We start from the raw sequence: 21,518 nt of genomic DNA, 5'->3' as shown, positions 1-21,518 counted from the left end.
AGCGCCAGAGATGCATTTTCGCGCCATAACCCGAATCGTTGGACTGCTGGTCATCTTGTTTTCGGGGACGATGATCGTCCCGGGATTAGTGGCCCTGATATATCGCGATGGCGCGGGACGGGCCTTCACTCAAACCTTCTTTGTCGCTCTGGCGATCGGCTCCATGCTGTGGTGGCCGAACCGTAAGCAAAAAGGCGAACTGAAATCTCGTGAAGGGTTTCTGATCGTGGTGCTGTTCTGGACCGTGCTGGGGAGCGTGGGGGCCTTGCCCTTTATCTTCTCCGAACAGCCGAACCTGACGGTGACGGATGCCTTCTTCGAGTCATTTTCCGGCCTGACGACGACCGGGGCGACCACTCTGGTGGGGCTGGACTCGCTTCCGCACGCTATCCTCTTTTATCGCCAGATGCTGCAGTGGTTCGGCGGCATGGGGATCATTGTGCTGGCGGTAGCGATTCTGCCTATCCTCGGCGTCGGGGGGATGCAGCTCTACCGCGCGGAAATGCCCGGCCCGCTGAAGGATAACAAGATGCGTCCGCGTATTGCCGAGACGGCGAAGACATTGTGGCTCATCTATGTGTTACTCACGATCGCCTGCGCATTGGCGCTCTGGTTTGCCGGTATGCCGGCGTTCGATGCGATCGGGCACAGTTTCGCCACCATCGCCATCGGCGGTTTCTCGACTCACGATGCCAGCGTCGGCTATTTCAACAGCCCGATGATCAACTCCATCATTGCCATCTTCCTGCTGATCTCCGGCTGTAACTACGGTCTGCATTTTTCGTTGTTGAGCGGACGCAGCCTGAAGGTGTACTGGCGCGACCCTGAATTTAGGATGTTCATTGGCGTCCAGTTGACGCTGGTCATCGTCTGTACGCTGGTGCTATGGCTTCATAACGTGTACGGCTCGGTGTTGACGACGCTGAACCAGGCGTTTTTCCAGGTGGTGTCGATGGCGACCACCGCGGGGTTCACCACCGATAGCATTGCACGCTGGCCGCTGTTCCTTCCGGTGCTGTTGCTGTGCTCCGCATTTATCGGCGGCTGCGCTGGCTCCACGGGCGGTGGATTAAAAGTGATCCGTATCCTGTTGCTGTTCAAACAGGGCAACCGTGAGCTGAAGCGGTTGGTGCACCCGAATGCGGTGTATAGCATTAAATTAGGTAACCGCGCGCTGCCGGAACGTATTCTGGAAGCAGTATGGGGATTCTTCTCCGCCTATGCGCTGGTCTTTATCATTAGTATGCTGGCGATTATCGCCACCGGGGTGGATGACTTCTCTGCTTTCGCCTCCGTGGTGGCGACATTGAACAACCTCGGGCCTGGGCTCGGCGTCGTCGCGGATAACTTTGCCACCATGAACCCGGTCGCGAAATGGATCCTGATTGCTAATATGCTGTTTGGTCGTCTGGAAGTGTTCACCTTACTGGTGCTCTTTACCCCCACTTTCTGGCGCGAATAACAGGAGTGCTCGTGAAAACTTTAATTCTCTTCTCCACCCGCGACGGGCAGACCCGTGAAATCGCTTCGTTTCTCGCCTCTGAGCTTAAAGAGCTGGGCATCGATGCGGACACCCTGAACCTGAACCGTACCGATGTCGTCGAATGGCATCACTACGATCGGGTGGTCATTGGCGCGTCGATTCGCTACGGGCACTTTCATCCGGCGGTGGACCGCTTTGTGAAAAAGCATCTGGCAGCATTGCAGGCGCTGCCGGGGGCATTCTTTTCGGTTAACCTGGTGGCGCGTAAACCCGAGAAGCGCACGCCGCAGACCAACAGCTATACGCGTAAGTTTCTGCTGAACTCGCCGTGGCAGCCGCAGAGCTGCGCGGTATTTGCCGGCGCGCTGCGCTACCCGCGCTACAGCTGGTACGATCGGTTTATGATCCGCCTGATTATGAAAATGACCGGGGGTGAAACGGATACCCGCAAAGAAGTGGTCTATACCGACTGGCAACAGGTATCCCGGTTTGCTCGGGAAATCGCACAAATGGCGCGCAAATAGCGCGTAAAACTCGCGTTGTGATGGAAAATCGAGCGAACGAAAAGTTTTTTTGCATTTCCCCTTGCCACCTCAGAATTACTCCCTATAATGCGCCTCCACTGACACGGAACAACGGCAAACAAGCCGCCGGGTCAGCGGGGTTCCGGTGAGAACCTCGCAGAGAAAAGCAAAAATAAATGCTTGACTCTGCAGCGGGAAAGCGTAATATGCACACCCCGCGCCGCAGCGAAAACGAAGCGGCACTGCTCTTTAACAATTTATCAGACAATCTGTGTGGGCACTCAAAGTGACATGGATTCTTAACGTCCTCGGACGAAAAATGAATACCAAGTCTCAAGAGTGAACACGTAATTCATTACGAAGTTTAATTCTTTGAGCATCAAACTTAAATTGAAGAGTTTGATCATGGCTCAGATTGAACGCTGGCGGCAGGCCTAACACATGCAAGTCGAGCGGTAGCACAGAGAGCTTGCTCTCGGGTGACGAGCGGCGGACGGGTGAGTAATGTCTGGGAAACTGCCTGATGGAGGGGGATAACTACTGGAAACGGTAGCTAATACCGCATAATGTCGCAAGACCAAAGTGGGGGACCTTCGGGCCTCATGCCATCAGATGTGCCCAGATGGGATTAGCTAGTAGGTGGGGTAACGGCTCACCTAGGCGACGATCCCTAGCTGGTCTGAGAGGATGACCAGCCACACTGGAACTGAGACACGGTCCAGACTCCTACGGGAGGCAGCAGTGGGGAATATTGCACAATGGGCGCAAGCCTGATGCAGCCATGCCGCGTGTGTGAAGAAGGCCTTCGGGTTGTAAAGCACTTTCAGCGGGGAGGAAGGCGCTAAGGTTAATAACCTTAGCGATTGACGTTACCCGCAGAAGAAGCACCGGCTAACTCCGTGCCAGCAGCCGCGGTAATACGGAGGGTGCAAGCGTTAATCGGAATTACTGGGCGTAAAGCGCACGCAGGCGGTCTGTCAAGTCGGATGTGAAATCCCCGGGCTCAACCTGGGAACTGCATTCGAAACTGGCAGGCTAGAGTCTTGTAGAGGGGGTAGAATTCCAGGTGTAGCGGTGAAATGCGTAGAGATCTGGAGGAATACCGGTGGCGAAGGCGGCCCCCTGGACAAAGACTGACGCTCAGGTGCGAAAGCGTGGGGAGCAAACAGGATTAGATACCCTGGTAGTCCACGCCGTAAACGATGTCGATTTGGAGGTTGTGCCCTTGAGGCGTGGCTTCCGGAGCTAACGCGTTAAATCGACCGCCTGGGGAGTACGGCCGCAAGGTTAAAACTCAAATGAATTGACGGGGCCCGCACAAGCGGTGGAGCATGTGGTTTAATTCGATGCAACGCGAAGAACCTTACCTGGTCTTGACATCCACAGAACTTTCCAGAGATGGATTGGTGCCTTCGGGAACTGTGAGACAGGTGCTGCATGGCTGTCGTCAGCTCGTGTTGTGAAATGTTGGGTTAAGTCCCGCAACGAGCGCAACCCTTATCCTTTGTTGCCAGCGGTCCGGCCGGGAACTCAAAGGAGACTGCCAGTGATAAACTGGAGGAAGGTGGGGATGACGTCAAGTCATCATGGCCCTTACGACCAGGGCTACACACGTGCTACAATGGCATATACAAAGAGAAGCGACCTCGCGAGAGCAAGCGGACCTCATAAAGTATGTCGTAGTCCGGATTGGAGTCTGCAACTCGACTCCATGAAGTCGGAATCGCTAGTAATCGTAGATCAGAATGCTACGGTGAATACGTTCCCGGGCCTTGTACACACCGCCCGTCACACCATGGGAGTGGGTTGCAAAAGAAGTAGGTAGCTTAACCTTCGGGAGGGCGCTTACCACTTTGTGATTCATGACTGGGGTGAAGTCGTAACAAGGTAACCGTAGGGGAACCTGCGGTTGGATCACCTCCTTACCTTAAAGAACCTGCCTTTGCAGTGCTCACACAGATTGTCTGATGAAAATAGAGCAGTAAGTAATCTCTGCAGGCTTGTAGCTCAGGTGGTTAGAGCGCACCCCTGATAAGGGTGAGGTCGGTGGTTCAAGTCCACTCAGGCCTACCAAATTCGCTCTCGTGCTTTGTTGTGGCAAAGCTCGCATACTTCAGTATGCTTCGCTTCACCACGCCGCGCCCGAAAACGAATTAAGGTTAAAGAGATTCATTCGATGGGGCTATAGCTCAGCTGGGAGAGCGCCTGCTTTGCACGCAGGAGGTCTGCGGTTCGATCCCGCATAGCTCCACCATCTTTACTGCGAACACAAGAAAACTTCAGAGTGAACCTGAAAAGGTGCACTGCGAAGTTTTGCTCTTTAAAAATCTGGATCAAGCTGAAAATTGAAACGACACACAGTTAATGTGTGTTCGAGTCTCTCAAATTTTCGCAATCAGAAGTGAAACATCTTCGGGTTGTGAGGTTAAGCGACTAAGCGTACACGGTGGATGCCCTGGCAGTCAGAGGCGATGAAGGACGTGCTAATCTGCGAAAAGCGTCGGTAAGGTGATATGAACCGTTACAGCCGGCGATGTCCGAATGGGGAAACCCAGTGTGATTCGTCACACTATCGTTAACTGAATACATAGGTTAACGAGGCGAACCGGGGAACTGAAACATCTAAGTACCCGAGGAAAAGAAATCAACCGAGATTCCCCAGTAGCGGCGAGCGAACGGGGAGCAGCCCAGAGTCTGAATCAGCTTGTGTGTTAGTGGAACGGTCTGGAAAGTCCGACGGTACAGGGTGATAGTCCCGTACACCAAAATGCACAGGCTGTGAACTCGAAGAGTAGGGCGGGACACGTGGTATCCTGTCTGAATATGGGGGGACCATCCTCCAAGGCTAAATACTCCTGACTGACCGATAGTGAACCAGTACCGTGAGGGAAAGGCGAAAAGAACCCCGGCGAGGGGAGTGAAAAAGAACCTGAAACCGTGTACGTACAAGCAGTGGGAGCACCTTCGGGTGTGACTGCGTACCTTTTGTATAATGGGTCAGCGACTTATATTCTGTAGCAAGGTTAACCGTATAGGGGAGCCGCAGGGAAACCGAGTCTTAACTGGGCGTTAAGTTGCAGGGTATAGACCCGAAACCCGGTGATCTAGCCATGGGCAGGTTGAAGGTTGGGTAACACTAACTGGAGGACCGAACCGACTAATGTTGAAAAATTAGCGGATGACTTGTGGCTGGGGGTGAAAGGCCAATCAAACCGGGAGATAGCTGGTTCTCCCCGAAAGCTATTTAGGTAGCGCCTCGTGAATTCATCTTCGGGGTAGAGCACTGTTTCGGCTAGGGGGTCATCCCGACTTACCAACCCGATGCAAACTACGAATACCGAAGAATGTTATCACGGGAGACACACGGCGGGTGCTAACGTCCGTCGTGAAGAGGGAAACAACCCAGACCGCCAGCTAAGGTCCCAAAGTCATGGTTAAGTGGGAAACGATGTGGGAAGGCACAGACAGCCAGGATGTTGGCTTAGAAGCAGCCATCATTTAAAGAAAGCGTAATAGCTCACTGGTCGAGTCGGCCTGCGCGGAAGATGTAACGGGGCTAAACCATGCACCGAAGCTGCGGCAGCGACACTATGTGTTGTTGGGTAGGGGAGCGTTCTGTAAGCCTGCGAAGGTGACCTGTGAGGGTTGCTGGAGGTATCAGAAGTGCGAATGCTGACATAAGTAACGATAAAGCGGGTGAAAAGCCCGCTCGCCGGAAGACCAAGGGTTCCTGTCCAACGTTAATCGGGGCAGGGTGAGTCGACCCTAAGGCGAGGCCGAAAGGCGTAGTCGATGGGAAACAGGTTAATATTCCTGTACTTGGTGTTACTGCGAAGGGGGACGGAGAAGGCTATGTTAGCCGGGCGACGGTTGTCCCGGTTTAAGCATGTAGGCTGGTTATCCAGGCAAATCCGGATAATCAAGGCTGAGGTGTGATGACGAGGCACTACGGTGCTGAAGTAACAAATGCCCTGCTTCCAGGAAAAGCCTCTAAGCATCAGGTAACATCAAATCGTACCCCAAACCGACACAGGTGGTCAGGTAGAGAATACCAAGGCGCTTGAGAGAACTCGGGTGAAGGAACTAGGCAAAATGGTGCCGTAACTTCGGGAGAAGGCACGCTGGTGTGTAGGTGAAGTCCCTGCGGATGGAGCTGAGACCAGTCGAAGATACCAGCTGGCTGCAACTGTTTATTAAAAACACAGCACTGTGCAAACACGAAAGTGGACGTATACGGTGTGACGCCTGCCCGGTGCCGGAAGGTTAATTGATGGGGTTATCCGTAAGGAGAAGCTCTTGATCGAAGCCCCGGTAAACGGCGGCCGTAACTATAACGGTCCTAAGGTAGCGAAATTCCTTGTCGGGTAAGTTCCGACCTGCACGAATGGCGTAATGATGGCCAGGCTGTCTCCACCCGAGACTCAGTGAAATTGAACTCGCTGTGAAGATGCAGTGTACCCGCGGCAAGACGGAAAGACCCGTGAACCTTTACTATAGCTTGACACTGAACATTGAGCCTTGATGTGTAGGATAGGTGGGAGGCTTTGAAGCGTGGACGCCAGTCTGCGTGGAGCCAACCTTGAAATACCACCCTTTAATGTTTGATGTTCTAACGTTGGCCCCTTACCGGGGTTGCGGACAGTGTCTGGTGGGTAGTTTGACTGGGGCGGTCTCCTCCCAAAGCGTAACGGAGGAGCACGAAGGTTAGCTAATCCTGGTCGGACATCAGGAGGTTAGTGCAATGGCATAAGCTAGCTTGACTGCGAGCGTGACGGCGCGAGCAGGTGCGAAAGCAGGTCATAGTGATCCGGTGGTTCTGAATGGAAGGGCCATCGCTCAACGGATAAAAGGTACTCCGGGGATAACAGGCTGATACCGCCCAAGAGTTCATATCGACGGCGGTGTTTGGCACCTCGATGTCGGCTCATCACATCCTGGGCTGAAGTAGGTCCCAAGGGTATGGCTGTTCGCCATTTAAAGTGGTACGCGAGCTGGGTTTAGAACGTCGTGAGACAGTTCGGTCCCTATCTGCCGTGGGCGCTGGAGAATTGAGGGGGCTGCTCCTAGTACGAGAGGACCGGAGTGGACGCATCACTGGTGTTCGGGTTGTCATGCCAATGGCACTGCCCGGTAGCTAAATGCGGAAGAGATAAGTGCTGAAAGCATCTAAGCACGAAACTTGCCCCGAGATGAGTTCTCCCTGAGACTTTAAGTCTCCTGAAGGAACGTTAAAGACGATGACGTTGATAGGCCGGGTGTGTAAGCGCAGCGATGCGTTGAGCTAACCGGTACTAATGAACCGTGAGGCTTAACCTTACAACGCCGAAGATGTTTTGGCGGATTTGAGAGAATTTTCAGCTTAGATTCAGAGTTGAGTACGCAATAATTTGCGCAGCAGCAAGGCGACAAGCGACGGAAAGGAAGGAGCATACTGAAGTATGTGACTGACTTTACGAGCGCAGGCAACGCAGCTGATGCGATAAAGAATTGCGTACTGAGCACAAAGAATTTGCCTGGCGGCACTAGCGCGGTGGTCCCACCTGACCCCATGCCGAACTCAGAAGTGAAACGCCGTAGCGCCGATGGTAGTGTGGGGTCTCCCCATGTGAGAGTAGGGAACTGCCAGGCATCAAATAAAGCAGAAAGCCCGGTCGAAAGACCGGGCTTTTTGTTTTATCTGTTGTTTGTCGGTGAGCGCTCTCCAGAGTAGGACAAATCCGCCGGGAGCGGATTTGAACGTTGCGCAGCAACGGCCCGGAGGGTGGCGGGCAGGACGCCCGCCATAAACTGCCAGGCATCAAACAAGTGAAGAGCCCATCCTGCCGGATGGGCTTTTTGCGTTTCTGTCGTCCGGCCAGCGTGCCGGCATGTCTCCCCGGTGGCGCTGCGCTTACCGGGGCTACGGGCCTGTCGCGTTCTGTAGCCCGCACCGGTACACCACATCACCACCGGTAACGCCCCGCAATATCATTGCCCCTGTAATCAGACAAGCCTTCCCCCGCCAGATACGATAAACTAACGCCGATTTTGCATCAGGAAGCTACTATGAACCACTCCCTCAAACCCTGGAATACCTTTGGCATTGAACGCTTCGCCAAGACGATAGTACGCGCCGAAACTGAGCAACAGTTGCTAAGCGCCTGGCAAACCGCTGCCGCGGCAGGCGAACCCACGCTGATCCTTGGGGAAGGCAGTAATGTCCTGTTTCTGAACGACTATGCCGGTACGGTGATCCTCAACCGGATTATGGGGATCGAGGTGAGCGAAACGCCGGACGCCTGGCGCTTGCACGTCGGCGCCGGCGAAAACTGGCATCAGTTGGTGCAGTTCACGCTACAGCATGCGATGCCAGGTCTGGAAAATCTGGCGTTAATCCCTGGCTGCGCAGGATCTTCGCCGATCCAGAATATTGGCGCCTACGGCGTTGAGCTACAGCGGGTTTGCGAATATGTTGACTGCATTGAGCTGGAAACCGGGCGTAAGCAACGTCTTTCAGCCGCGGAATGCCGTTTTGGCTATCGCGACAGTATCTTCAAACATGAATATCAGGACCGCTATGCCATCGTTGCGATTGGCTTATCGTTAGCGAAAACATGGCAGCCTGTACTGAGTTACGGTGATTTAACGCGTCTCGATCCGCAGACCGTCACGCCGCAGCAGGTATTTGATGCGGTCTGTCATATGCGAATGACTAAATTGCCGGATCCAAAGATTAACGGTAATGCCGGCAGCTTTTTTAAGAACCCGATCGTCAGCGCTCAGGTTGCGAAAGCGCTGCTGGCGCAGTTCCCTCATGCACCGCACTATCCGCAGGCAAATGGCAGCGTCAAGCTGGCCGCTGGCTGGCTAATCGATCAATGTGAGCTCAAAGGACAACGCATCGGCGGCGCGGCCGTCCATCGACAGCAGGCGCTGGTACTGATTAATGAAGATCGAGCGACCAGCGAGGATGTGGTAAAACTTGCTCATTATGTTCGCCAGCGGGTGGGTGCGAAATTCGATGTATGGCTTCAGCCCGAGGTGCGCTTCATTGGCACGCATGGTGAAGTCAACGCAGAGGAGAGCATTGCGTGAAAGACCATACTATCCCTTTAACGCTAATTTCTATCCTTGCTGATGGCGAGTTTCACTCTGGCGAACAGCTTGGTGAGCAGTTAGGCATGAGCCGGGCGGCGATTAATAAGCACATCCAGACCTTACGTGACTGGGGCGTCGATGTGTTTACTGTGCCGGGCAAGGGTTACAGCCTGCCGGAGCCTATTCATCTATTAGATGAGAAAAAGATTTCTCAAGAGATAGACCATGGTCGAGTGACGGTCCTTCCCGTCATCGACTCTACTAACCAGTATTTGCTGGACAGGCTTGATGAGCTGACGTCCGGAGATGCCTGTGTGGCTGAATATCAGCAAGCAGGGCGAGGCCGGCGAGGCAGAAAATGGTTTTCGCCCTTTGGCGCGAATCTCTATCTCTCGATGTACTGGCGTCTGGAGCAGGGCCCGGCAGCGGCTATTGGCCTAAGCCTGGTGATCGGTATTGTGATCGCTGAAGTTCTGCAGCAGCTCGGGGCCGAACAGGTTCGCGTGAAATGGCCAAACGATATTTACCTGCAGGATCGTAAGCTGTCAGGGATCCTCGTGGAACTGACGGGGAAAACGGGCGATGCCGCACAAATCGTCAGCGGCGCGGGTATCAACCTTGTGATGCGTCGCGTGGAGTCTGATGTCGTCAATCAGGGGTGGATCAGCCTTCAGGAAGCGGGGGTGGTCATCGACCGTAACCTCCTCGCCGCGCGCCTGATTAAAGAGCTGCGCCTGGGACTGGAGCTGTTCGAGCAGGAAGGATTGGCTCCCTATCTACCGCGCTGGGAAAAACTGGATAACTTTATTCATCGCCCGGTGAAACTGATTATCGGTGATAAAGAAATTTACGGCATTTCGCGTGGCATTGACGCCCAGGGCGCACTATTGCTGGAGCAGGATGGTGTAATAAAAGCCTGGGTGGGTGGTGAAATATCATTGCGCAGTGCAGAATAAAAAAGGGAGCTTCGGCTCCCTTATTTTATTTACGTAAGCGTACCTGATTCACTGAGTGATTGGCGCTCTTAGTCATGATCAGGCTGGCGCGCTCGCGAGTTGGAAGGATATTTTCTTTAAGATTCATTAGGTTGATTTCATTCCATAGCGAAGTGGCAATATCTACCGCTTCTTCCTTCGAGAGCTTAGCGTAATTATGGAAATAGGAATCCGGATCGGTAAACGCCCCTTCCCGGAATTTAAGAAAGCGGTTGATATACCAGCTTTTCAATAATTCTTCCGGGGCATCGACATAAATAGAAAAGTCGACAAAATCGGAAACGAATACATGATGGGGATCGTGCGGATAATCCATTCCACTTTGCAGAACATTCAGCCCTTCAAGAATTAAAATATCCGGTTGCGCGACGGTTTTGTCACCATTGGGAATAACATCATAAATCAGATGGGAATAAACCGGCGCGGTTGCCTGCGGTACCCCTGATTTGAGATCGGAGACAAACTTCACCAGGCGATGCATATCATAGGACTGCGGAAAGCCTTTTTTCTTCATTAACCCACGTTCTTTTAAAACCGAGTTAGGGTGCAAAAAACCGTCGGTGGTAATGAGTTCGACATGGCGATGCTCCGGCCAACGACTAAGCAAAGCTTGCAGAACGCGGGCGGTGGTGCTTTTTCCTACCGCAACGCTGCCAGCGATACTGATAATATAGGGAATTCGCTGACCATTGGTGCCAAGAAATTGTTCGAGAACAGCCTGGCGACGCAGGTTAGAACTGATATAGAAGTTGAGCAAACGCGACAGCGGCAAATAGATCTCGGCAACCTCTTCCAGAGAGAGATCTTCGTTGATGCCTTTTAACCGCGTGATTTCTTCCTCGGTTAACGTCATCGGGACAGAATCACGAAGTGCAGCCCATTGGTGGCGGTTAAATTGTAGGTACGGTGTCATTAACGTCTGCTCTTTTTGGCTCATAAGCATGTTCTTACTATCACCGAATACCTTGAAACGGTGATGCTTCACACGAGTTAATCAGGACAATGGGCAGGAGGGTAACACCAGATTGCCGGGAATAATAAGAAAAAAACTCATTGAATGCTGCTTTCTCGCGCCAGCATCACAAGAGAAGAATAAGTTTCTTATTCTTTGCAAAGCATGGCCTTTGCTAACAGGCTAGGCTAGCGGCCTGAATCCTTTCCGTCAGCGGTCAGCATGCGATAGAGGTAACCGGAGATGATCGGACAGCGCCTGAAGTGCCGAATTATTGGCGAATATTTGCACTCCGCTGCTTGAAATTACACCGTTTTTTCGCGTGAGAGCACAAAATGTGAGCAAGAGAACGTTTTATGCAAATTTTTAGTTGCATGAACTCGCTCCTCTCCCTAGAATGCGCGCTACTTGATGCCGACTTAGCTCAGTAGGTAGAGCAACTGACTTGTAATCAGTAGGTCACCAGTTCGATTCCGGTAGTCGGCACCATAACAATTTGGGTGGGGTTCCCGAGCGGCCAAAGGGAGCAGACTGTAAATCTGCCGTCATCGACTTCGAAGGTTCGAATCCTTCCCCCACCACCACTTTCTGGCGACGCTTTGCGGAGCCGGAGTTGGTTGGGTAAACTAATCAGCTCAATACTAAAGAGAGCAGTCTCTTTAGTATTACAGAAAGAACTGGGTAGCCGAGTTTCAGGATGCGGGCATCGTATAATGGCTATTACCTCAGCCTTCCAAGCTGATGATGCGGGTTCGATTCCCGCTGCCCGCTCCAGACGTGCTGATATGGCTCAGTTGGTAGAGCGCACCCTTGGTAAGGGTGAGGTCCCCAGTTCGACTCTGGGTATCAGCACCACTTCTTTTCTCTCCTTCCCTGTTTCTCTTCTGTTATGTTCATTCAACAAGTCGGGCATGTTGCCTGGTTGATGTGGTGATATCACCGATTTATCCGTGTCTTAGAGGGACAATCGATGTCTAAAGAAAAGTTTGAACGTACAAAACCGCACGTTAACGTCGGTACTATCGGCCACGTTGACCATGGTAAAACAACGCTGACCGCTGCCATCACTACCGTACTGGCTAAAACCTACGGTGGTTCCGCTCGCGCATTCGATCAGATCGATAACGCGCCGGAAGAAAAAGCTCGTGGTATCACCATCAACACCTCTCACGTTGAATATGACACCCCGACTCGCCACTATGCGCACGTAGACTGCCCGGGCCACGCCGACTATGTTAAAAACATGATCACCGGTGCTGCGCAGATGGACGGCGCGATCCTGGTTGTTGCTGCGACTGACGGCCCGATGCCGCAGACTCGTGAGCACATCCTGCTGGGTCGTCAGGTAGGCGTTCCGTACATCATCGTGTTCCTGAACAAATGCGACATGGTTGATGACGAAGAGCTGCTGGAACTGGTTGAGATGGAAGTTCGTGAACTGCTGTCTCAGTACGATTTCCCGGGCGACGACACTCCGATCGTTCGTGGTTCTGCTCTGAAAGCGCTGGAAGGCGACGCAGAGTGGGAAGCGAAAATCATCGAACTGGCTGGCCACCTGGATACCTATATCCCGGAACCAGAGCGTGCGATTGACAAGCCGTTCCTGCTGCCGATCGAAGACGTATTCTCCATCTCCGGTCGTGGTACCGTTGTTACCGGTCGTGTAGAGCGCGGTATCATCAAAGTAGGTGAAGAAGTTGAAATCGTTGGTATCAAAGAAACCGCGAAAACCACCTGTACTGGCGTTGAAATGTTCCGCAAACTGCTGGACGAAGGCCGTGCTGGTGAGAACGTAGGTGTTCTGCTGCGTGGTATCAAACGTGAAGAAATCGAACGTGGTCAGGTACTGGCTAAGCCGGGCACCATCAACCCGCACACCAAGTTCGAATCTGAAGTGTACATCCTGTCCAAAGACGAAGGCGGCCGTCATACTCCGTTCTTCAAAGGCTACCGTCCGCAGTTCTACTTCCGTACTACTGACGTGACTGGCACCATCGAACTGCCGGAAGGCGTAGAGATGGTAATGCCGGGCGACAACATCAAAATGGTTGTTACCCTGATCCACCCGATCGCGATGGACGACGGTCTGCGTTTCGCAATCCGTGAAGGCGGTCGTACCGTTGGCGCGGGCGTGGTTGCTAAAGTTCTCGGCTAATCGCTGATAACATTTGACGCAATGCGCAATAAAAGGGCATCATTTGATGCCCTTTTTGCACGCTTTCACACCAGAACCTGGCTCATCAGTGATTTTATTTGTCATAATCATTGCTGAGACAGGCTCTGAAGAGGGCGTTTATACACCAAACCATTCGAGCCTCAGGGCGACGGCTATTCAACTCCTTCTTTGCAACAGCAGGGCAGGGGTGACACCACCGTCAACATTGAAGCAATTTGAATAGTTAAGTGTATAATCCGAAACTTAATTTCGGTTTGGATCGCCTCGCCCCCGCGGGGTGAAATTGTTTGTAGAATACTTCTGACAGGTTGGTTTATGAGTGCGAATACCGAAGCTCAAGGGAGCGGGCGCGGCCTGGAAGCGATGAAGTGGATTATCGTTGCCGTGCTGCTGATCGTGGCGATCGTGGGCAACTTCCTTTATCGTGACATTATGCTGGCGGTGCGTGCGCTGGCCGTGGTTATTCTTATTGCTGCTGCCGGTGGCGTCGCGCTGTTGACGACGAAAGGTAAGGCGACCGTTGCTTTTGCTCGCGAAGCGAGAACCGAAGTTCGTAAAGTGATTTGGCCGACTCGCCAGGAAACGCTGCATACTACGCTGATTGTTGCTGCCGTGACTGCAGTAATGTCACTGATCCTGTGGGGACTGGATGGTATTCTGGTTCGCCTGGTCTCCTTTATCACTGGCCTGAGGTTCTGAGATGTCTGAAGCTCCTAAAAAGCGCTGGTACGTCGTTCAGGCGTTTTCCGGTTTTGAAGGTCGCGTAGCCACGTCGCTGCGTGAACATATCAAATTACACAACATGGAAGAGTTATTTGGCGAAGTCATGGTCCCGACCGAAGAAGTGGTTGAGATCCGTGGCGGCCAGCGTCGCAAAAGCGAACGTAAATTCTTCCCGGGCTATGTCCTGGTTCAGATGGTCATGAACGACGCAAGCTGGCACCTGGTGCGCAGCGTACCGCGCGTGATGGGCTTCATCGGCGGCACCTCTGACCGTCCGGCGCCGATCAGCGACAAAGAAGTCGACGCCATCATGAATCGTCTGCAGCAGGTTGGCGATAAGCCGCGTCCGAAAACGCTGTTTGAACCGGGTGAAATGGTTCGCGTTAACGACGGTCCGTTCGCTGACTTTAACGGCGTGGTGGAAGAAGTGGACTATGAGAAGTCCCGCCTGAAAGTTTCCGTTTCTATCTTCGGTCGTGCGACCCCGGTAGAACTGGACTTCAGCCAGGTTGAGAAGGCGTAAGCCGGCGATCAAAAAAGCAGCGATTTAATCGTTGCATAGGGCGCGAAATTGGCATACAATTTCGCGCCTTTTGTTTTTATGGGCCCGGCCCGTAAAACGATGTTTAATCACGGGGAGCTTCTCTGAAGCGTTAATACCCATTTTGAGGATTTAAGAATGGCTAAGAAAGTCCAAGCCTACGTCAAGCTGCAGGTTGCAGCTGGTATGGCGAACCCGAGCCCGCCGGTCGGCCCAGCACTGGGTCAGCAGGGCGTGAACATCATGGAATTCTGCAAAGCGTTCAACGCCAAAACTGATTCCCTGGAGAAAGGTCTGCCGATCCCGGTTGTTATCACCGTTTACGCTGACCGTTCCTTTACCTTTGTTACCAAGACTCCGCCGGCTGCTGTTCTGCTGAAGAAAGCTGCAGGCATCAAGTCTGGTTCCGGTAAGCCGAACAAAGATAAAGTGGGTAAAATCTCCCGCGCTCAGCTGCAGGAAATCGCGCAGACCAAAGCTGCCGACATGACTGGTGCCGACATTGAAGCGATGACTCGCTCCATCGAAGGTACTGCACGTTCCATGGGCCTGGTAGTGGAGGACTAAGAAATGGCTAAACTGACCAAGCGCATGCGCGTGATCCGTGAGAAAGTTGATGCAACTAAACAGTACGACATCAACGAAGCCATTGCTCTGCTGAAAGAGCTGGCCACAGCTAAATTTACCGAAAGCGTAGACGTTGCCGTTAACCTCGGCATCGACGCTCGTAAATCTGACCAGAACGTCCGTGGCGCAACTGTACTGCCGCACGGTACTGGCCGCTCCGTTCGCGTAGCCGTATTTACCCAGGGCGCAAACGCTGAAGCTGCTAAAGCTGCAGGCGCTGAGCTGGTAGGTATGGAAGATCTGGCTGAGCAGATCAAAAAAGGCGAAATGAACTTTGACGTTGTTATTGCTTCCCCGGATGCAATGCGCGTTGTTGGCCAGCTGGGCCAGGTTCTGGGTCCGCGTGGCCTGATGCCGAACCCGAAAGTAGGTACCGTAACTCCGAACGTTGCTGAAGCGGTTAAAAACGCGAAAGCAGGCCAGGTTCGTTACCGTAACGACAAAAACGGCATCATCCACACCACCATCGGTAAAGTGGACTTTGACGCTGACAAACTGAAAGAAAACCTGGAAGCTCTGCTGGTTGCGCTGAAAAAAGCAAAACCGACTCAGGCGAAAGGCGTGTACATCAAGAAAGTTAGCATCTCCACCACTATGGGTGCAGGTGTTGCAGTAGATCAGGCTGGCCTGAACGCTTCTGCAAACTAATGCCTTTACGTGGGCGGTGCTTTTGTCTACAATCTTACCCCCACGATTCTGTCAATAAGACAGACGCTATGCGAGTCATTTGAATTGCAGCAAGGCAGCAATCGAGTGAATCACCGGGAGTGTAGTTAACTACATGACCGGTGTGAACGAGAGCAGCTAACGCCGCTGCGGTTCGAAGGACGAAGTCATAGGAAGAATTTGTTCGTTGGAGCCTGGCCTATCCAGGCCTCCGTCGAAGACCGCAGGTGTTTCGCAAGAAACTTAATCCCCTGCGTAGACGGTGACAGAACGCTAAGATTATTTTTGGATATTCTGGCTTGTTTCTGCTCACCGTATTTAGACGCTCTTTTCGTTGAATTGAGTGAAGTGAGTTCCAGAGCATAGGCTCTGGCAAACATCCAGGAGCAAAGCTAATGGCTTTAAATCTTCAAGACAAACAAGCGATTGTTGCTGAAGTCAGCGAAGTAGCCAAAGGCGCGCTGTCTGCAGTAGTTGCGGATTCCCGTGGCGTAACTGTAGATAAAATGACTGAACTGCGTAAAGCAGGTCGTGAAGCTGGCGTATACATGCGTGTTGTTCGTAACACCCTGCTGCGCCGCGTCGTTGAAGGTACTCAGTTCGAGTGCCTGAAAGACACGTTTGTTGGTCCGACCCTGATTGCATACTCTATGGAACACCCGGGCGCTGCTGCTCGTCTGTTCAAAGAGTTCGCGAAAGCGAATGCAAAATTTGAGGTCAAAGCCGCTGCCTTTGAAGGTGAGCTGATCCCGGCGTCGCAGATCGACCGCCTGGCAACTCTGCCGACCTACGAAGAAGCAATTGCACGCCTGATGGCAACCATGAAAGAAGCTTCGGCTGGCAAACTGGTTCGTACTCTGGCTGCTGTACGCGATGCGAAAGAAGCTGCTTAATCGCAGTTATCTTTGTAAAGCATTCGCTTACGTATAAACTTATTCTGATATTCAGGAACAATTTAAATGTCTATCACTAAAGATCAAATCATTGAAGCAGTATCCGCTATGTCCGTAATGGACGTTGTTGAGCTGATCTCTGCAATGGAAGAAAAATTCGGTGTTTCCGCTGCTGCTGCTGTAGCTGTAGCTGCTGGCCCGGTTGAAGCTGCTGAAGAAAAAACTGAATTCGACGTAATTCTGAAAGCTGCTGGCGCTAACAAAGTTGCTGTTATCAAAGCAGTACGTGGCGCAACTGGCCTGGGTCTGAAAGAAGCTAAAGACCTGGTAGAATCTGCTCCGGCTGCACTGAAAGAAGGCATCAGCAAAGACGACGCTGAAGCTCTGAAAAAATCTCTGGAAGAAGCTGGCGCTGAAGTTGAAGTTAAATAAGCCAACCCTTCCGGTTGCAGCCTGAGAAATCAGGCTGAGGCTGGTGACTTTTTGGTCACCAGCCTTTTTGCGCTGTAAGGCGCCAGTAGCGTTTCACGCTGTTTGACTACTGGTTTGCCTCTCAATGCTTGTTTCTATCGACGACTTAATATACTGCGACAGGTTAGGGTTCCTGGGCTGTGTAAATCGCAATGAAATGGTTTAAGCGTGATAGCAACAGGCATTGCGGAAAGTGTTCCATTTTCCGGTCAACAAAATAGTGTTGCATAAAAAACTGCCCTCTGCGGGCAGATGGGTCGACTTGTCAGCGAGCTGAGGAACCCTATGGTTTACTCCTATACCGAGAAAAAACGTATTCGTAAGGATTTTGGTAAACGTCCACAAGTTCTGGATGTGCCATATCTCCTTTCTATCCAGCTTGACTCGTTCCAGAAGTTTATCGAGCAAGATCCTGAAGGGCAGTATGGTCTGGAAGCTGCTTTCCGTTCCGTATTCCCGATTCAGAGCTACAGCGGTAATTCCGAGCTGCAATACGTCAGCTACCGTCTGGGCGAACCGGTTTTTGACGTTAAAGAATGTCAGATCCGTGGCGTGACTTATTCTGCACCGCTGCGCGTAAAACTGCGTCTGGTGATCTACGAGCGCGAAGCGCCAGAAGGCACCGTCAAAGACATTAAAGAACAAGAAGTCTACATGGGCGAAATTCCGCTCATGACCGACAACGGTACCTTTGTTATCAACGGTACCGAGCGTGTTATCGTTTCTCAGCTGCACCGTAGCCCGGGCGTCTTCTTTGACAGTGACAAAGGTAAGACCCACTCCTCCGGTAAGGTTCTGTATAACGCACGTATCATCCCTTACCGCGGTTCCTGGCTGGACTTCGAATTCGACCCGAAAGACAACCTGTTCGTTCGTATCGACCGTCGTCGTAAGCTGCCGGCTACCATCATCCTGCGCGCGCTGAATTACACCACTGAGCAGATCCTTGACCTGTTCTTCGAAAAAGTGGTCTTTGAAATTCGCGACAACAAGCTGCAGATGGAGCTGATTCCGGAGCGTCTGCGCGGTGAAACTGCCTCCTTCGATATCGAAGCCAATGGCAAAGTGTACGTTGAGAAAGGCCGTCGCATCACGGCTCGTCATATCCGTCAGCTGGAAAAAGACGATATCAAGCATATCGAAGTGCCGGTTGAATATATCGCGGGCAAAGTGGCGGCTAAAGACTATATCGATGAAGCGACTGGCGAACTGATCTGCCCGGCGAACATGGAGCTGAGCCTGGATCTGCTGGCTAAGCTGAGCCAGTCTGGCCACAAGCGTATCGAAACGCTGTTCACCAACGATCTGGACCACGGCCCGTACATCTCTGAAACGGTACGCGTCGACCCGACTAACGATCGTCTGAGCGCGCTGGTAGAAATCTACCGCATGATGCGCCCTGGCGAGCCGCCGACTCGTGAAGCCGCTGAAAGTCTGTTTGAGAACCTGTTCTTCTCTGAAGACCGCTACGATCTGTCCGCGGTTGGTCGTATGAAGTTCAACCGTTCTCTGCTGCGCGACGAAATCGAAGGTTCCGGTATCCTGAGCAAAGACGACATCATCGAAGTGATGAAGAAGCTCATCGATATCCGTAACGGTAAAGGCGAAGTGGACGATATCGACCACCTCGGCAACCGTCGTATCCGTTCCGTTGGCGAAATGGCGGAAAACCAGTTCCGCGTTGGCCTGGTACGTGTAGAGCGTGCGGTGAAAGAGCGTCTGTCTCTTGGCGATCTGGATACCCTGATGCCTCAGGATATGATCAACGCCAAGCCGATTTCCGCAGCAGTGAAAGAGTTCTTTGGTTCCAGCCAGCTGTCTCAGTTTATGGACCAGAACAACCCGCTGTCTGAGATTACGCACAAACGTCGTATCTCCGCACTCGGCCCAGGCGGTCTGACCCGTGAGCGCGCAGGCTTCGAAGTTCGAGACGTACACCCGACCCACTACGGTCGCGTATGTCCGATCGAAACGCCTGAAGGTCCGAACATCGGTCTGATTAACTCCCTGTCCGTGTACGCGCAGACCAACGAATATGGCTTCCTTGAGACGCCGTATCGTAAAGTGACCGACGGTGTGGTTACTGACGAAATTCACTACCTGTCTGCTATCGAAGAAGGCAACTACGTTATCGCTCAGGCGAACTCCAACCTGGATGAAAACGGCCACTTCGTAGAAGATCTGGTTACCTGCCGTAGCAAAGGCGAATCCAGCTTGTTCAGCCGCGACCAGGTTGACTACATGGACGTATCCACCCAGCAGGTGGTATCCGTCGGTGCGTCCCTGATCCCGTTCCTGGAACACGATGACGCCAACCGTGCATTGATGGGTGCGAACATGCAACGTCAGGCGGTTCCGACTCTGCGCGCTGATAAGCCGCTGGTTGGTACCGGTATGGAACGTGCTGTTGCCGTTGACTCCGGTGTTACTGCCGTGGCTAAACGTGGCGGTACCGTTCAGTACGTGGATGCTTCCCGTATCGTTATCAAAGTTAACGAAGACGAGATGTACCCGGGCGAAGCAGGTATCGACATCTATAACCTGACCAAGTACACCCGTTCTAACCAGAACACCTGCATCAACCAGATGCCTTGCGTGTCCCTGGGCGAACCTATTGAGCGCGGCGACGTGCTGGCAGACGGCCCGTCCACCGACCTCGGTGAGCTGGCGCTGGGTCAGAACATGCGTGTAGCGTTCATGCCGTGGAACGGTTACAACTTCGAAGACTCCATCCTCGTTTCCGAGCGTGTTGTCCAGGAAGACCGTTTCACCACTATCCACATTCAGGAACTGGCGTGCGTGTCCCGTGACACCAAGCTGGGGCCGGAAGAGATCACCGCTGACATCCCGAACGTGGGTGAAGCTGCGCTCTCCAAACTGGATGAATCCGGTATCGTTTATATCGGTGCGGAAGTGACCGGCGGCGACATTCTGGTTGGTAAGGTAACGCCGAAAGGTGAAACCCAGCTGACGCCGGAAGAGAAACTGCTGCGCGCGATCTTCGGCGAGAAAGCGTCTGACGTTAAAGACTCTTCTCTGCGCGTACCGAACGGTGTCTCCGGTACCGTTATCGACGTTCAGGTCTTTACCCGTGACGGCGTAGAAAAAGACAAACGTGCTCTGGAAATCGAAGAGATGCAGCTGAAGCAGGCCAAAAAAGACCTGTCTGAAGAACTGCAGATCCTCGAAGCCGGTCTGTTCAGTCGTATCTACGCGGTGCTGGTCTCCGGTGGCGTTGAAGCTGAGAAGCTCGACAAGCTGCCTCGCGATCGCTGGCTGGAACTGGGCCTGACCGACGAAGAGAAACAAAATCAGCTGGAACAGCTGGCTGAGCAGTATGACGAACTGAAACACGAGTTCGAGAAAAAACTCGAAGCGAAACGCCGTAAAATCACCCAAGGCGACGATCTGGCACCGGGCGTGCTGAAGATTGTTAAGGTATATCTGGCCGTTAAACGCCGTATCCAGCCTGGTGATAAGATGGCAGGTCGTCACGGTAACAAGGGTGTTATCTCTAAGATCAACCCGATCGAAGATATGCCGCACGATGCTAACGGTACGCCGGTAGATATCGTACTGAACCCGCTGGGCGTACCGTCTCGTATGAACATCGGTCAGATCCTTGAAACTCACCTGGGTATGGCTGCAAAAGGCATCGGCGATAAGATCAACGCCATGCTGAAGCAGCAGCAGGAAGTCGCGAAACTGCGCGAATTCATCCAGCGTGCTTACGATCTGGGCGCTGACGTTCGCCAGAAAGTTGACCTGAATACCTTCAGCGATGAAGAAGTTCTGCGTCTGGCTGAAAACCTGCGTAAAGGCATGCCGATCGCAACGCCGGTATTCGACGGTGCGAAAGAAGCTGAAATCAAAGAGCTGCTGCAGCTGGGCGACCTGCCGACTTCCGGTCAGATCACCCTGTTTGATGGCCGCACCGGTGAACAGTTCGAACGTCCGGTAACCGTGGGTTACATGTACATGCTGAAACTGAACCACCTGGTCGACGACAAAATGCACGCTCGTTCCACCGGTTCTTACAGCCTGGTTACTCAGCAGCCGCTGGGTGGTAAGGCACAGTTCGGTGGTCAGCGTTTCGGTGAGATGGAAGTGTGGGCGCTGGAAGCATACGGCGCGGCCTACACCCTGCAGGAAATGCTCACCGTTAAGTCTGATGACGTGAACGGTCGTACCAAGATGTATAAAAACATCGTGGACGGCAATCACCAGATGGAACCGGGCATGCCGGAATCCTTCAACGTACTGTTGAAAGAAATTCGCTCGCTGGGCATCAACATCGAACTGGAAGACGAGTAATTCTCGCTCAAACAGGTCACTGCTGCCGGGTTAACGCCCGGCAGCGGAATGTGCTAACTCCGACGGGAGCAAATCC

The 21,518-nt window shown here is 52.8% G+C and carries 13 protein-coding genes, 6 tRNA genes and 3 rRNA genes; 21 read left to right on the top strand and 1 reads right to left on the bottom strand.

Features of this window, described 5'->3' with window-relative positions:
• The first annotated feature begins 10 nt into the window (after nucleotides 1-10).
• From trkH to birA, 9 genes are all read left to right on the top strand, one after another.
• Complete coding sequence (gene trkH / locus LPQ25_RS24815) at nucleotides 11-1,462, top strand: Trk system potassium transporter TrkH (RefSeq protein WP_002883450.1); 1,452 nt, start codon at nucleotides 11-13, stop codon at nucleotides 1,460-1,462.
• An 11-nt stretch (nucleotides 1,463-1,473) separates the two neighbouring features.
• On the top strand, nucleotides 1,474-2,007 hold the full coding sequence (hemG, locus tag LPQ25_RS24810) for a menaquinone-dependent protoporphyrinogen IX dehydrogenase (protein ID WP_002883453.1): 534 nt from the start codon (nucleotides 1,474-1,476) through the stop codon (nucleotides 2,005-2,007).
• A 387-nt stretch (nucleotides 2,008-2,394) separates the two neighbouring features.
• Nucleotides 2,395-3,932, top strand: a 16S ribosomal RNA gene (locus LPQ25_RS24805).
• A gap of 71 nt (nucleotides 3,933-4,003) precedes the next feature.
• Nucleotides 4,004-4,080 (top strand) — tRNA-Ile (locus LPQ25_RS24800).
• Nucleotides 4,081-4,185: 105 nt separating this feature from the next.
• A tRNA-Ala gene (locus tag LPQ25_RS24795) sits at nucleotides 4,186-4,261 on the top strand.
• A gap of 169 nt (nucleotides 4,262-4,430) precedes the next feature.
• Nucleotides 4,431-7,323: ribosomal RNA gene (locus LPQ25_RS24790) — 23S ribosomal RNA — on the top strand.
• Between the two features lie 196 nt (nucleotides 7,324-7,519).
• Nucleotides 7,520-7,635 (top strand): 5S ribosomal RNA (gene rrf, locus LPQ25_RS24785).
• Together the 16S, 23S and 5S rRNA genes with 2 tRNA genes alongside form the textbook arrangement of a ribosomal RNA operon.
• 417 nt (nucleotides 7,636-8,052) lie before the next feature.
• Complete coding sequence (gene murB, locus LPQ25_RS24780) at nucleotides 8,053-9,081, top strand: UDP-N-acetylmuramate dehydrogenase (protein ID WP_012737140.1); 1,029 nt, start codon at nucleotides 8,053-8,055, stop codon at nucleotides 9,079-9,081.
• Nucleotides 9,078-10,040 carry a bifunctional biotin--[acetyl-CoA-carboxylase] ligase/biotin operon repressor BirA gene (birA, locus tag LPQ25_RS24775; RefSeq protein WP_002883521.1) on the top strand — a complete coding sequence of 321 codons (963 nt, stop codon included), beginning with the start codon at nucleotides 9,078-9,080 and terminating at the stop codon, nucleotides 10,038-10,040. Before murB ends, birA begins: the two co-directional genes overlap by 4 nt.
• Nucleotides 10,041-10,065: 25 nt before the next feature.
• On the opposite strand, the gene coaA is transcribed toward birA, so the two are convergent.
• A complete protein-coding gene (coaA, locus tag LPQ25_RS24770; RefSeq protein WP_002883524.1) occupies nucleotides 10,066-11,016 on the bottom strand; it encodes a type I pantothenate kinase in 951 nt (316 codons plus the stop codon).
• Nucleotides 11,017-11,444: 428 nt separating this feature from the next.
• On the opposite strand from coaA, the gene LPQ25_RS24765 reads away from it, so the two are divergent.
• From LPQ25_RS24765 to rpoB, 12 genes are all read left to right on the top strand, one after another.
• A tRNA-Thr gene (locus LPQ25_RS24765) sits at nucleotides 11,445-11,520 on the top strand.
• A gap of 10 nt (nucleotides 11,521-11,530) precedes the next feature.
• A tRNA-Tyr gene (locus LPQ25_RS24760) sits at nucleotides 11,531-11,615 on the top strand.
• Between the two features lie 115 nt (nucleotides 11,616-11,730).
• Nucleotides 11,731-11,805: transfer RNA gene (locus tag LPQ25_RS24755), tRNA-Gly, on the top strand.
• A 5-nt stretch (nucleotides 11,806-11,810) separates the two neighbouring features.
• Nucleotides 11,811-11,886, top strand: a tRNA-Thr gene (locus LPQ25_RS24750).
• A gap of 115 nt (nucleotides 11,887-12,001) precedes the next feature.
• On the top strand, nucleotides 12,002-13,186 hold the full coding sequence (tuf, locus tag LPQ25_RS24745; protein ID WP_004174069.1) for an elongation factor Tu: 1,185 nt from the start codon (nucleotides 12,002-12,004) through the stop codon (nucleotides 13,184-13,186).
• A gap of 336 nt (nucleotides 13,187-13,522) precedes the next feature.
• The gene (gene secE / locus LPQ25_RS24740; protein WP_002883772.1) at nucleotides 13,523-13,906 is read left to right on the top strand and encodes a preprotein translocase subunit SecE; all 384 of its coding nucleotides are present in this window, start codon (nucleotides 13,523-13,525) and stop codon (nucleotides 13,904-13,906) included.
• A gap of 1 nt (nucleotide 13,907) precedes the next feature.
• The gene (nusG, locus tag LPQ25_RS24735) at nucleotides 13,908-14,453 is read left to right on the top strand and encodes a transcription termination/antitermination protein NusG (protein ID WP_001287521.1); all 546 of its coding nucleotides are present in this window, start codon (nucleotides 13,908-13,910) and stop codon (nucleotides 14,451-14,453) included.
• Between the two features lie 156 nt (nucleotides 14,454-14,609).
• A complete protein-coding gene (gene rplK / locus LPQ25_RS24730; protein ID WP_002884034.1) occupies nucleotides 14,610-15,038 on the top strand; it encodes a 50S ribosomal protein L11 in 429 nt (142 codons plus the stop codon).
• 3 nt (nucleotides 15,039-15,041) lie between these two features.
• A complete protein-coding gene (gene rplA, locus LPQ25_RS24725) occupies nucleotides 15,042-15,746 on the top strand; it encodes a 50S ribosomal protein L1 (RefSeq protein WP_002884036.1) in 705 nt (234 codons plus the stop codon).
• 413 nt (nucleotides 15,747-16,159) lie between these two features.
• Nucleotides 16,160-16,657, top strand: a complete 498-nt coding sequence (gene rplJ / locus LPQ25_RS24720) for a 50S ribosomal protein L10 (RefSeq protein ID WP_001207203.1) — start codon at nucleotides 16,160-16,162, stop codon at nucleotides 16,655-16,657.
• A gap of 66 nt (nucleotides 16,658-16,723) precedes the next feature.
• Nucleotides 16,724-17,089 carry a 50S ribosomal protein L7/L12 gene (gene rplL / locus LPQ25_RS24715; RefSeq protein ID WP_002884142.1) on the top strand — a complete coding sequence of 122 codons (366 nt, stop codon included), beginning with the start codon at nucleotides 16,724-16,726 and terminating at the stop codon, nucleotides 17,087-17,089.
• A 324-nt stretch (nucleotides 17,090-17,413) separates the two neighbouring features.
• Nucleotides 17,414-21,442, top strand: a complete 4,029-nt coding sequence (rpoB, locus tag LPQ25_RS24710) for a DNA-directed RNA polymerase subunit beta (RefSeq protein ID WP_004901914.1) — start codon at nucleotides 17,414-17,416, stop codon at nucleotides 21,440-21,442.
• Nucleotides 21,443-21,518 lie beyond the last annotated feature (76 nt).

Origin of the sequence: Klebsiella sp. KPN54798, assembly GCF_021184225.1 — a bacterium.
Classification (GTDB): domain Bacteria; phylum Pseudomonadota; class Gammaproteobacteria; order Enterobacterales; family Enterobacteriaceae; genus Klebsiella; species Klebsiella pneumoniae.
Note: the sequence above shows the minus strand (reverse complement) of the source record. Positions and strands in the feature narration are given on the sequence as shown.

Bases quoted from the DNA above. Each gene is read 5' to 3' on its own strand.
- trkH (WP_002883450.1), top strand. From the start codon at position 11: ATGCATTTTCGCGCCATAACCCGAATCGTTGGACTGCTGGTCATCTTG.
- murB (WP_012737140.1), top strand. From the start codon at position 8,053: ATGAACCACTCCCTCAAACCCTGGAATACCTTTGGCATTGAACGCTTC.
- coaA (WP_002883524.1), bottom strand. From the start codon at position 11,016: ATGAGCCAAAAAGAGCAGACGTTAATGACACCGTACCTACAATTTAAC.
- tuf (WP_004174069.1), top strand. From the start codon at position 12,002: ATGTCTAAAGAAAAGTTTGAACGTACAAAACCGCACGTTAACGTCGGT.
- secE (WP_002883772.1), top strand. From the start codon at position 13,523: ATGAGTGCGAATACCGAAGCTCAAGGGAGCGGGCGCGGCCTGGAAGCG.
- nusG (WP_001287521.1), top strand. From the start codon at position 13,908: ATGTCTGAAGCTCCTAAAAAGCGCTGGTACGTCGTTCAGGCGTTTTCC.
- rplK (WP_002884034.1), top strand. From the start codon at position 14,610: ATGGCTAAGAAAGTCCAAGCCTACGTCAAGCTGCAGGTTGCAGCTGGT.
- rplA (WP_002884036.1), top strand. From the start codon at position 15,042: ATGGCTAAACTGACCAAGCGCATGCGCGTGATCCGTGAGAAAGTTGAT.
- rplJ (WP_001207203.1), top strand. From the start codon at position 16,160: ATGGCTTTAAATCTTCAAGACAAACAAGCGATTGTTGCTGAAGTCAGC.
- rplL (WP_002884142.1), top strand. From the start codon at position 16,724: ATGTCTATCACTAAAGATCAAATCATTGAAGCAGTATCCGCTATGTCC.
- rpoB (WP_004901914.1), top strand. From the start codon at position 17,414: ATGGTTTACTCCTATACCGAGAAAAAACGTATTCGTAAGGATTTTGGT.